This window comes from Mycobacterium sp. E3298, assembly GCF_001666895.1.
In the GTDB taxonomy this organism is placed as follows: domain Bacteria; phylum Actinomycetota; class Actinomycetes; order Mycobacteriales; family Mycobacteriaceae; genus Mycobacterium.
In genome coordinates this window covers 1-11,661 of the sequence record NZ_LZJB01000218.1, presented here as the reverse complement: position 1 = coordinate 11,661, position 11,661 = coordinate 1, and the positions used below count along the sequence as shown (strand labels likewise).

General features: G+C 69.2%; 13 protein-coding genes. 10 read left to right on the top strand and 3 right to left on the bottom strand.

The features are described 5' to 3' along the window. The 3 genes from A9X05_RS31610 to A9X05_RS10035 form a co-directional block, all read right to left on the bottom strand. A complete protein-coding gene (locus A9X05_RS31610) occupies positions 1 to 165 on the bottom strand; it encodes a hypothetical protein (protein ID WP_197498995.1) in 165 nt (54 codons plus the stop codon). A 153-nt stretch (positions 166 to 318) separates the two neighbouring features. Then, complete coding sequence (locus A9X05_RS10040; protein WP_067781027.1) at positions 319 to 1,302, bottom strand: hypothetical protein; 984 nt, start codon at positions 1,300 to 1,302, stop codon at positions 319 to 321. A gap of 2 nt (positions 1,303 to 1,304) precedes the next feature. Further along, entirely contained in the window at positions 1,305 to 1,865 is a 561-nt protein-coding gene (locus A9X05_RS10035) for a carboxymuconolactone decarboxylase family protein (protein ID WP_231972777.1), read from the bottom strand. A gap of 114 nt (positions 1,866 to 1,979) precedes the next feature. Between A9X05_RS10035 and A9X05_RS10030 the strand changes: the two genes are divergently transcribed. The 10 genes from A9X05_RS10030 to fadD1 form a co-directional block, all read left to right on the top strand. Then, a complete protein-coding gene (locus tag A9X05_RS10030; protein ID WP_067781007.1) occupies positions 1,980 to 2,876 on the top strand; it encodes a LysR family transcriptional regulator in 897 nt (298 codons plus the stop codon). 63 nt (positions 2,877 to 2,939) lie between these two features. Beyond that, positions 2,940 to 4,118 (top strand): acyl-CoA dehydrogenase family protein, encoded by a 1,179-nt coding sequence (locus A9X05_RS10025; RefSeq protein ID WP_067781004.1) that lies wholly within the window; start codon positions 2,940 to 2,942, stop codon positions 4,116 to 4,118. A 3-nt stretch (positions 4,119 to 4,121) separates the two neighbouring features. Then, on the top strand, positions 4,122 to 5,240 hold the full coding sequence (locus A9X05_RS10020) for an acyl-CoA dehydrogenase family protein (RefSeq protein ID WP_067781001.1): 1,119 nt from the start codon (positions 4,122 to 4,124) through the stop codon (positions 5,238 to 5,240). Continuing rightward, positions 5,237 to 5,737 carry a MaoC family dehydratase N-terminal domain-containing protein gene (locus tag A9X05_RS10015; RefSeq protein ID WP_067780998.1) on the top strand — a complete coding sequence of 167 codons (501 nt, stop codon included), beginning with the start codon at positions 5,237 to 5,239 and terminating at the stop codon, positions 5,735 to 5,737. Before A9X05_RS10020 ends, A9X05_RS10015 begins: the two co-directional genes overlap by 4 nt. 52 nt (positions 5,738 to 5,789) lie before the next feature. Then, on the top strand, positions 5,790 to 6,188 hold the full coding sequence (locus A9X05_RS10010) for a MaoC/PaaZ C-terminal domain-containing protein (protein WP_067781024.1): 399 nt from the start codon (positions 5,790 to 5,792) through the stop codon (positions 6,186 to 6,188). Next, entirely contained in the window at positions 6,185 to 7,387 is a 1,203-nt protein-coding gene (locus A9X05_RS10005; RefSeq protein WP_067780995.1) for a thiolase family protein, read from the top strand. The genes A9X05_RS10010 and A9X05_RS10005 overlap by 4 nt, the downstream gene beginning before the upstream one ends. A 2-nt stretch (positions 7,388 to 7,389) precedes the next feature. Beyond that, positions 7,390 to 7,791, top strand: coding sequence for a Zn-ribbon domain-containing OB-fold protein (locus A9X05_RS10000; RefSeq protein WP_067750141.1), 402 nt, complete (start codon positions 7,390 to 7,392; stop codon positions 7,789 to 7,791). Between the two features lie 30 nt (positions 7,792 to 7,821). Further along, positions 7,822 to 8,778 (top strand): alpha/beta hydrolase, encoded by a 957-nt coding sequence (locus A9X05_RS09995; protein ID WP_067780992.1) that lies wholly within the window; start codon positions 7,822 to 7,824, stop codon positions 8,776 to 8,778. Next, complete coding sequence (locus A9X05_RS09990; protein WP_067780989.1) at positions 8,775 to 10,367, top strand: NAD(P)/FAD-dependent oxidoreductase; 1,593 nt, start codon at positions 8,775 to 8,777, stop codon at positions 10,365 to 10,367. Before A9X05_RS09995 ends, A9X05_RS09990 begins: the two co-directional genes overlap by 4 nt. Further along, a partial coding sequence (fadD1, locus tag A9X05_RS09985) for a fatty-acid--CoA ligase FadD1 (protein WP_067780987.1) occupies positions 10,364 to 11,661 on the top strand: 1,298 nt, incomplete at its 3' end. The genes A9X05_RS09990 and fadD1, both read left to right, overlap by 4 nt.

Sequence of the window (11,661 nt, the reverse complement as noted above, 5' to 3'; positions counted from 1 at the left end):
TCAGGCGCCCCTGCGGATCACCTGGTCGGCGGCGGCGCGCATCCGGTCGGACAATTGCAGGAGCGCATGCTCGCCCACACCGAGCGGAAGCGTGTAGGCCAGTTGCCGCAATTCGACGGCATAGTTGCGCATGTCTTCGCGAAGGCGTGTCTCGACAGTGGGCATGACATCTCCCTCGGGCTGCGGCCGGGCAAGGGTCCTGGTCCTCGTCGACCAGCCGATTGCAAAATTTTCGCAGCCGTGCCGCCGAACTGCGAGAGCGCCGATGCGAATTAACGGGAGTTTGACAGCGTATTTACAGTCGGCGCGCCGGTGCGGTCAATCTTTCGCATGGCCCAGCTCCACCCGTAGGACCGCGGGAGGCCTGATGATTCCGTCCGGGCTGGCGGTGGTGCCGCCGTCCGTCGTCACGTAAGCGACGCGGCCGCGATCCCCGGGCCGGCGCCCCCAGACCGCGCTGGACGGGCCGACCAGAGTCTCGTCAAACGGTTCGCCGGCGATATGGCGCACCTCGCTGCCGTGCCGCGGCAAGAGCGGCACACGGTCGAGGGTGTTGGCCCGATGCCTTGTCACATAGGCGAATCCGGCGTCCTCGTCGATGCAGAAGTCGTCGGCATTGTCGATGGCGGCGACGAACTGCGCCGGGCCGGCCGGGTCGAGAGACGCTCGATCGACGGGAACCCGCATGAACACCTTCTGCGCAGTCGAGGTGTAGTACAGGTAACCGGTCTGCGGCCCGTAGCGCACGCCGTTGACCCCGGGCTGGGGTGGGGGAGGGACGCCGCTGTCTGGATCATCGGCCATCGTGTCATCCGCGAGCCAGACCCGGGCCGCGGCGCTTCGCGCATTCCCGGCCAGGTCGATCCGCCAGATCAGCCCCGCGAAACAGTCGGCGATCGCCAGAACGTTTGGTCCCAGGAGGCAGCTGCCGTTGAGGGCCCGGACACGGTCGTCGAAGGCGTATATCACCTCCGGTGTCAGCGGCGTCCCCGGCTTCCAGGACGTGAAATCGACTCGGGCCAAATATGACTCGTGAGTGGTGTAGCCCTCGGTGAGGTTGACTACGAAGACGTCGGGCGCAACCTCGACGATGCCGGTGATGTGGTGATCGAAGGTGTGCGCCAGTAGGGGCGGGACCGCCGCATCGCGATTCGCCGGCGGCACCCACCACAGTTGCTTGTGCAAGACGTCGGTCACCAGCAGCGAGTTGTCGGCGCGGACCGCAAGGTTTTCGGGGAAATGCCATTCGGGAAAGAACGCGACGGGCGTCAGCACGACGGCGGGCAGGGGGGCAAGCGCCATATTCATTGCTCCAATCCGACCGCGTCGGCGGGAACATCGAAGGCAATCAACGTCATACACACCATCGTGAACCAGCCCAGCAGCACGGTGACGTCCACGATCCCCTCGTCGCCGAGAAGCGCCTCGGCCCGGCGGTAGAGCCCGAAGGGAATGGTGCGCCGGGCCGTCAGAGCGCAGGCAAGTTCGTACACCACTTGTTGGCGCGGGTCGTCGAACGACGTCGGCAGCCCGGCGATCAGCGCCTGAACACGAAGTGGGTGCAGATGGCCGACGCGCTCGCCGATGATTTCGTGTTCGTGGTTCGCGTAGGGGCTACCCCAGTGGCCGTTGACGACATTGGTCGCGATCTCGATCTCCGCTTTGGTCAAGGTCGAGTCATTTTGGAAATACGCGCCGGTCGGCACGATCGTCCTGGATAGCGTCGGGTTGGCAAGCCAGATCTTGTGGGGACCGGGCACCATCCCGCGCAGAGAGCGGGTGAATTCGAAGGCTTTCCGCATATCGGCGGGCATGGCGGTCACCGGAGTTTCATTGAACCGGCCGAAGGTGCCGAAATCAGACACCGCATTCCTCCACGGGTTTGACTGGTCGCTGACACGTGCGTCTGCGACCAGTCAACGGCGGCGACGTGATTTCGTCCAATACTTTCCGGTGGCCTGGTTCATATGATGTGTCATATGGAACTTACCCACCGGCTGCTGGAGCAGTTCCTCGCCGTCGCGGACGAGGGGCACATCGGGCGTGCCGCCCAACGTCTTTCGATGACTCAACCCCCATTGACACAGGCGATTCAGCGCCTGGAGCGGGCCGTGGGAGTCATGTTGTTCGACCGCACCGCTCGAGGGGTCGAATTGACCGCCGCGGGGCGGTCTTTTCGTGCGGACGCGGAGCGCCTCAGCGCCGCACAGCGCGCTGCCGTGCGGCGAGCCCAGCGAGTCGCGGCCGGCCTCCACGGCGACGTTGATCTCGGTTTCGTTGTCAGCCTCGCGTTCCGATTCCTGCCGAACTTGATGCGTGCCGGCGCCGGCGCGCTGCCCGACCTGACACTGCACCTCGCTCAGATGCGCACCATGGGTCTGCTCGACGCCGTTCGCTCCGGTGGCCTCGACCTGGGCTTCGCTCGCGGGCCCATTCAACATGCTGACGGGTTGCTCGTCACCGAGGTGGAGCGCGAGCAGGCGCTGGTGGTGTTGCCGAGACACCATCGGCTGGCTCACGAACCGTCGGTCAGGCTCGCCGACCTCCGCGATGAACCCCTCGTGGTTCCTTCCCAACGGTCGCTTCCCGCAATCTCGGCCCGGATTCACGCAGCACTTCGGGATGCCGGCGTCGAGCCGAGAATCGTCGCCGAGACGGACGAGCTCTCGGCGATGATGTCCTATCCCATCGCGGGACTGGCAGCCGCCGTCGTCCCCGAACAAGTCGCGGCCATGCGCCATCCCGGCGTGGTTTACGTGCCGCTGTCCGACCACCTTCCCGTGCTCATCACCAGCATCGTCGCCGTGTGCCGCCCGCACCCGGATCCTGCCGTCGCGCGGCTGCTCGACCTCGCCGCGAATTTGCGGTCTGCGTAACGCGTCCGGCGCGCCGATCACGCTTATAGACTCCGACTGCACATCGGCGGCAAAGGGGCCCGAATGGATTTCGAACTCGACGCCGGGCAGCGCGCATGGCTGGCCGAGGTCCGCGAATTCCTTCACGACAACGTCACCGCCGAGCTGCGCGCCGAGCTCGCCGAGCACGACCTGGAGTTCCCCGACGGAGAGGTCGCCGGGTTCCGTCGCAAGATCGGAGCCAAGGGCTGGTTCGGAGTGAACTGGCCGCGTGAATACGGCGGCCTCGGCCTCGGCGCCATCCACCTGCATCTGCTGATGAGCGAATTCGAGTACTGGGGCGTGCCGGGGCCCGACCTGACGGTCACATCCGTGGCGCCGATGATCATGCGGCACGGTACCGAACAGAACAAGTCCGAATGGCTGCCGCTGATCGCCAAGGGCGAAATGATCTGCGCCGTGGGGTATTCCGAGCCCGACGCCGGCACCGACCTGGCCAGCCTGCGCACCAGTGCAGTCCGCGACGGCGACGATTGGGTGATCAACGGCACGAAGATCTGGAACAGCGGCGCACAGCGCGCGACCCACGAGTGGCTCTGCGTCCGCACCGACCCCAACGGTGTTCGCCACCGCGGCATCTCGGTCGTCATCGTGCCGATCGACAGTCCCGGCGTGGCGATCCGCCCGCTGTACGCGTGGTCGGGTTATCGCACCAACGAGGTCCACTTCCGCGACGTGCGCGTGCCGGTCACCAACCTGGTGGGCGAGGTCAACCGCGGCTGGACATACATCACGGGGGCGCTCGACCTCGAACGCGGCGCGCTGACCAACGCGGGCGACCTGCGTCGCGCCGTCGAGGAGCTGGGTGAGCTCGCGCGGGCACCACGCCGGGACGGCTCGGTGCCCTGCGACAGCCCAGCGCTGCGGCGCCGCCTGGCACAAGCGGAGGCCGACGTCGCGGTGGCCACCCTGATGGGCTACGAGGCCGCGTCCATCCTCGACAGCGGCGTGATCCCGTCGGTGGAGGTCAGCGTCGAGAAGGTTTTCACCAGCGAACTGCGCCAGCGCATCGCGGTGCTCGCGCTCGACGTGCTCGGCCCGGACGGTCTACTGGCGCACCGCAGCGAGCGGGCGCCGCTGGCCGGCAAGTTCGAGCGGCTGTACCGGGCCGCGCCGCTGATGCGTTTCGGCGGCGGCACCAACGAGGTGCTCCGCGACATCATCGCCCAGCGCGGGCACAAGATGCCCAGCTACGGGCGCTGACGGATGAGAGCGATACCCACCGCCGAGCAACGCGAGTTCGCCGCGTCGCTGCGCGCCCTGCTGGCCGCCGAGAGCCCGATCCCGTTGGTGCGCGCGCTGACCGAACCGGACGCGGACCGCCGCACCCCGGGGCTGTGGCAGGCGTTGACGGGCGCCGGTGTTCTCGGGCTGGCCATCGCCGAGGAGCACGGCGGCTCCGGCGGCTCATTGGACGATCTCGCGGTTTTCTACGTCGAGGCCGGGCGCGCCCTGTGCCCGACGACGATCCACAGCAGCATCCAATCCGCGCTCGCGATCGACCAGCTCGGCTCCCCGGACGCCAAGGCCGCCTGGCTGCCCGCACTGGCACGCGGCACGACCCGCGGCACGACGGCCCTGTGGAGCTCCCGCGACGCCGCCGTGGTGCCGGGGGCGATCCGCGCCGACCAAGTGTCGGGACAATGGCGGCTGAACGGCACCGCGGACTACGTCGCCGACGCCGACGTCGCCGACGTCGTCGTGACTTCGGCTGCGGCGCAGGGTCGCACGCTGGCCTTCGTCGTGCGCGCCGCGACGCCCGGTGTGACCGTGGAACCGCTTGCGGTGGCGGGCGGGCATCGGGCGTTCACCCTGCGCTTCGACGACGTCGCGCTCACCTGCGACGCGCTGATCGGTGACGTCGCCGAGCCGGCACTGCGCCGCGTGGCGAACACGGCGGTGGCGTTGGGATCGCTCGACCTGGTGGGCGTCGGGCAGGCCGTCATCGACCGCACCGTCGCCTACACCAAGCTGCGCCACCAATTCGGCCGGCCCATAGCGTCTTTCCAGGCTGCTCAGCACCTGGTTGCCGACATGCACATCGCGCTGGCGGCGGCCCGGTTGGCCGCGCACGCGGCGGTGTTCTGGATCGGGCGCGGCCGAATGGCGACCCGCGAGACCGCGATCGCGCGCCTGCACGCCGCGACCGCGGCGAGACTGATCACGTTGGACGCCCACCAATTGCACGGCGGCATGGGCTATGTCACCGAGACCGATCTGCACCTGTGGACCGAGCGGGCCCGTGTGGGCTCCACGTGGGGTGGCGGGCCGGACGTCGCCGCATCGTGGCTGGAGGAGACGTTGGACTCGGAGGAGGGCCGGTGAGCGAGGACAGCTTGATCGACGCCGAATCGGCCGCGCGCGTGGGCACCGTCGCCGCGTCCGCGACGGGCGAGGTGAACCGGCGCGACTGGCAACGCTGGGCGGCGGCGGTCGGCGACCATAACCCGTTGTGGTTCGACGCGGATTACGCGAGGGCGCACGGCTTTCGCGACGTCGTCTGCCCCCCGCTCTTCCTGCAGTACGCCGTGCTGGGAGTCACCCACCTCGAGGCCCTGCGGCCCGACGGTTCGTCCGGCGCTGTCTCCGGCAGCCTCGCGTTTCCCCGCGCGCCCAAGCGGATGGCGGGCGGCGAAAGCTTCACTTTCCACCTGCCGGCCTATCACCGCGACAATGTCGAAATGGTACGCACCATCTCGTCGATCGTCGAAAAGCAGGGCCGCTCCGGCAGATTCGTTCTGGTCACCTGGAACACGGTGTACCGCAACCAGCATCAAGACCTGCTCGCCGAGGCGTCCACATCGATGATCGCCCGTCCCTAGGAGCGTCGTGACCGACCAAGTGTTTTACGAGGACGTCCAGGTGGGCGACCGGATGCCCGACCTCACCGTGACCGTCGACGAAACGCAGCTGTTCTTCTTCAGTGCCGCCACCTACAACGGCCACCGCATCCACTACGACAAGGACTGGGCGCGCACGGTCGAAGGCTACGACGACGTGCTGGTCCATGGTCCGCTGCAGGCCGCGCTGCTCGGCCGGGCCATCGGGGACTGGATCGGCGGCCGCGGGCGCCTGATGTCCTTCTCCGTCCAGAACCGGGCGGTCGCCCATCCCGGCCAGCCCCTGAGCTTCGGCGGCACCGTCACCGGCAAACGCCTCTCCGGGGCGGGCGCCGGGCTGGTTGACCTCGACATCGCCGGCCGCCGCGGCGAGACCGTGCTGATGCCCGGATCGGCGACGGTCGAGCTGCCCCGACGCGGAACGCCGTCGTGACCGGCCTGCGCGGCGAGGCGGCGATCGTCGGCATCGCCGAGCTGCCGGCGGAACGGAAACCAACCCGCCCGCCGATGTTCACCCTCGACCAGTACGCGCTGCTGGCCAAGCTGGTGATCGAGGACGCGGGCATCGACGCCGCCTGCGTCAACGGCCTGCTGACCCACGGCGTCGCCGAGTCGACGATGTTCGCACCCGCCACACTGTGCGAATACCTGGGCCTGGCATTGGATTTCGGCGAGCGCGTCGACCTCGGCGGGGCCACCGCCGCGGGCATGATCTGGCGGGCCGCGGTCGCCGTGGAACTCGGCATCTGCGACGCGGTGCTGGCCGTGGTTCCCGGTTCGGCGTCGCAGCCGCAGTCCGAGAAACGCCCGCCCCCGACACCGAGTTGGTATGGGGCGTCCTCGAACAACTACGGGTCGCCGCAGGCGGAATTCGAGATCCCGTACGGCAACGTCGGCCAGAACGCGCCCTACGCGCAGATCGCCCAGCGCTACGCGGCCGAGTTCGGCTACGACCCCGCGGCGGTCGCCAAAATCGCCGTCGATCAACGCGCCAACGCGTGCGCCCACCCCGGCGCGGTCTTCCACGGCACCCCGATCACGGCGGACGACGTCCTCGCCAGCCCGATGATCGCCGACCCCATCCACATGCTGGAGACCGTGATGCGGGTGCACGGGGGAGCGGGTGTCCTGATCGCCAACGCCGACCTCGCCCGGCGCGGCCGCCACCGCCCGGTGTGGATCAAGGGATTCGGCGAACACATCGCCTTCAAGACCCCCACCTACGCCGAGGATCTGCTGCACACCCCGATCGCCCGCGCCGCCGACCGGGCGTTCGCGATGGCCGGCCTGACCCGCTCCGAGGTGGACATGGCGTCGATCTACGACTGCTACACCATCACCGTGCTGATGAGCCTCGAGGACGCCGGCTTCTGTGACAAGGGCCGCGGAATGTCCTGGATCGCCGGCCACGACCTGACCTACCGCGGTGACTTTCCGCTCAACACCGCCGGGGGGCAACTGTCCTTCGGGCAGGCCGGGATGGCCGGCGGCATGCACCATGTCGTCGACGGCGCGCGGCAGATCATGGGCCGGGCCGGTGAGGCGCAGGTGCCCGATTGCCATACCGCCTTCGTCACCGGCAACGGCGGCATCATGAGCGAGCAGGTCGCGCTGCTGATGCGGGGGGACTGACCGTGGACATCCCCGTACCCGAGCCGACACCGGTGTCGCGGCCCTTCTGGGACGGACTGACCCGGCATCGCATCTTGGTGCAGTATTCGCCCTCGCTCGGGCGCTACGTGTTCTATCCGCGCACGCTCACCCCGGGAACGTTGGCCGACGACCTGGAATGGCGCGAAATCGACGGCGCCGGAACGCTGTACACGTTCACGATCGCCCGGCGGCCGACCGGGCCGCCCTGGGCGGACGCGGTTCCGCAGCTGCCCGCGGTCGTGCAGTGGGACGCCGGACCGAAGTTCAGCACCGAGTTGGTCGACGTCGAACCCGGTGACGTCCATATCGGCATGCGGGTCGAGCCGGTGTTCTACGATCTGCCCGAAGACGGAATCACCCTGTTGAAGTACCGGCCGGCATGAGCGGCCCACCGATGCGCGCGGAGGCGTCACATGGACGACCCTTTTGATGTCGTCCCGGCGATGCTGCGCGAGTTGAACGCCGGATTCCCGCCCGTCGAGACGCTGACCGCCGAGCAGGCCCGCATCTCCGTCGCCCAGCGGCGCCAGCCCGTCAACAACATCGACGACGTCCGCTGCACCGAGGACCGGTCGATCCCGGGGCCCGCCGGCGACATCCCCGTGCGGATCTATCACCCGCACGGCGACGCCCGGGACAACCGGGCCGCGATCGTGTTCTACCACGGCGGCGGATTCGTCCTGTGCGACATCGAATCCCACGACGGTTTCTGCCGCGCCCTGGCCCGCGGCACCCAGGCCGTCGTCGTCTCGGTGGGCTACCGCCTCGCGCCCGAGCACCCGGCCCCCGCGGCCGCGCTGGACGCCTTCGCGGCGTTCCGCTGGGTCGTCGACCACGCGCCCGATCTCGGCATCGACCCGGCGCGGACCGCGGTCGCCGGTGACAGCGCGGGCGGCAACCTCGCGGCCGTCACCGCGGTCCTGTGCCGGGACAGGGGGATCGCGGGGCCGGCCGCGCAAGCCCTGCTATATCCGGTCATCGACCCGTCTTTCGACACCGAGAGCTACCTGCGCTGCGCCACCGGCTACTTCCTGACCTCCGCCGCCATGCGGTGGTATTGGAGCCAATATCTCTGCGGCGAAACGCTTTTGGATCCGCCCGACCTGGTAGCCCCGGCGCGTGCGGGCTCCCACGCCGGTCTGCCGCCCGCGGTGATCGTCACCGCCGGTCTCGATCCCCTGCACAGCGAGGGCTGCGACTACGCGCGTCGATTGCGCGGCGCGGGGGTGCGCGTGGTGCACCGCGATTTCCCGGACCTGTTCCATGGTTTCCTGACCATTCCGTCCTTCCCGCCCGCGGCGTCGGCCCGCGACCTGGTCTATGGCGACCTGCGGGCCCTCCTGCAGCCCACCCTTTGTGAGTCGGCATGACCGAAGCCGACGTGATCGTGATCGGCGCGGGCTTCGCCGGGCTGTACGCCGTGCACCGGGCCGCGTCGGCGGGGCTCTCGGTGCTCGGCCTCGAGGCCGCCCCGGACGTCGGCGGCACCTGGTACTGGAACCGGTACCCGGGCGCCCGCTGTGACGTCGAAAGTGTCGACTACTCCTACTCTTTCGATGAGGAGTTGCAGCGGAGCTGGACGTGGAGCGAACGCTTCGCCGCCCAACCGGAGATCCTCGGCTACCTGCGCCACGTCGCGGACCGGTTCGGCTTGCGCCGCCACTACCGATTCGAGGTCGATGTCGTCGGCGCCGCGTTCGAGCAAGGGCGATGGCGGGTCCGCACCAGAGACGGCCGGACCCACGCCGCGCAATTCCTGATCTGCGCGACGGGTTGCCTTTCGGCTGTCAACCGCCCCGACATCCCCGGCATCGACGACTTCGCGGGCGAGGTGTACTTCACCGCCGCGTGGCCGCGCGACGACCCGGACCTGCGCGGCAAGCGGGTCGGTCTGATCGGCACGGGATCCTCAGGCATTCAAGCGGTTCCGATCGTTGCGGCACAGGCCGACCGCCTGGTGGTGTTCCAGCGATCGGCAAACTACAGCATCCCGATGCCCAACCGCCCCTGGACGCCGGAGGAGCAGCGCCGGATCCGCGAGGAATATCCCGAGCGCCGCCGCGCCTCGGCGTACGCGGCCGCGGGCACGCCCCACGGCACGTACCACAAGAAGGCGGTGGACACCGAACCGCGGGAACGCACCGAGGCGCTGTGGCGGCGCTGGCGCGAGGGCGGCGTGCTGTTCGCCAAGACCTTCCCCGACCAGAACTCCGACCTCGCGGCCAACGACATCGCCCGTGAGTTCGCCGAACAGCGCATCCGTGAGATCGTCGCCGACCCCACCGTGGCCGCCGATCTGATCCCGGTCGACCATCCGATCGGGACGAAGCGCATCTGCACCGACGGCGGCTACTACGAGACGTTCAACCGCGACAACGTCCGGCTGGTGAACCTGCGCCGCGAGCCCATCGACACGATCACCACCGGCGGGGTGCGCACCAGCGCGGCCACCTACCCGTGCGACGTGTTGATCTTCGCGACCGGCTTCGACGCGCTGACCGGCGCGCTGACCCGCATCGACCCCGAGGGCCCGGGCGGAGTGCGGCTGAGCGACGTGTGGGCCGACGGGCCGCTGACGTTCCTCGGCCTGATGGTGCCCGGGCTGCCGAACATGTTCACCATCAGCGGGCCGGGCAGCCCGTCGGTGCTGGCCAATATGGTCCTGCACGCCGAGGTTCAGGTCGACTGGGTCATCGAACTCGTGCTCGCCGCCCGCCGCCTCGGGGTGACGGACGTGGAGCCGCGCCGCGACGCCGCCGAGGCCTGGACGGACCACGTCGCGAAGGCGGCCGAGCAGACGCTCTTCCCGAAGGCGACCTCGTCGTGGTACCTGGGCGCCAACATCGAGGGCAAGAAACGGGTTTTCATGCCCTACGCCGGCGGGTTCGGCGCCTATCGGCGCCACTGCGACGAAGTGGCACGCCGGCGCTACGCGGGGCTGGTGCTGACCACCCGATGATCGAGACGGTTCAGCAGCTGCTGCGGCAGCGTCGCGACGACGACGGCCCGGCCGTTGCCTGCGGCGAGCGGGTCTGGACCTGGGGCGAACACCTCGCGGAGGCCGAAGCGGAGGCCGCCGCGCTGATCGCCCTGGCCGAGCCGACCCGCCCACTCCACGTCGGGGCCCTGCTGCCCAACTCCCCGGCGATGCTGCGCGCCATGGCCGCGGCCGCGCTGGGCGGCTACGTGCTGTGCGGGATCAACACGACGCGGCGCGGGGCCGGACTGCTGGCCGACATCCGGCGATCCGACTGCCAGCTGCTGCTCGTCGACCCCGAACACCGGGGCCTGCTGGACGGCTTGGACCTCAACGGGATCCAGGTGCTCGACGTCACCGGCGGGCGCTACGCCGAACTGGTGGCCGCCGCGGGGCCCCTGGTTCCGCACCGCGAGGTCACCGGCGGCGACACGTTGATGATGATCTTCACCTCCGGGACGAGTGGCGACCCGAAGGTCGTGCGCCTCGCGCATGCGATGACGATCATGTGCGGCGCCAGCCTGGTCTTCCAGTACGACGTCACCGCCGACGATGTCTGTTACCTGTCGATGCCGCTGTTCCACTCGAACGGTGTCGCAGCCGGATGGGCGGTCGCCATCGGTGCCGGCGCCACCATGGTCCCGGCCCGGTTCTCGCCATCGGGTTTCCTGGACGACGTGCGCCGCTATCGCGTCACCTACGTCAACTACGTGGGCAAGCCCCTCGCCTTGATCCTGTCCACCCCCGAACGTCCCGACGACGCGGAGAACCCGCTGCGGGTGGCGTTCGGCAACGAGGCCACCGACCGCGACATCGCCGAATTCGCAAGGCGTTTCGACTGCCGCGTGGTCGACAGCTTCGGGTCGAGCGAGTTCGCGGTGATCGTCGTCCGCGAGGACGGAACCCCGCCGGGGTCGATCGGCAGACCGTATCCCGGGGTCGCCGTCTACAACCCGGCAACGCTGCAGGAGTGCGCCGTCGCGGAATTCGACGAACACGGGGCGCTGACCAACTTCGACGCCGCGGTCGGTGAGCTCGTCAACACCACCGGGGCGGGCCCGTTCGTGGGCTACTACAACGACCCGGCCGCGACGGCCGAGCGCATGCGGCACGGGATGTACTGGTCCGGCGATCTGGCCTACCGGGACGCCGACGGCTGGATCTACCTGGCCGGCCGGACGGCGGACTGGATGCGGGTGGATGGTGAGAACCTGGCGGCCGGCCCGATCGAGCGGATCCTGGAGCGGCTGCCCGGGGTCAGCCAGGTCGCGGTGTA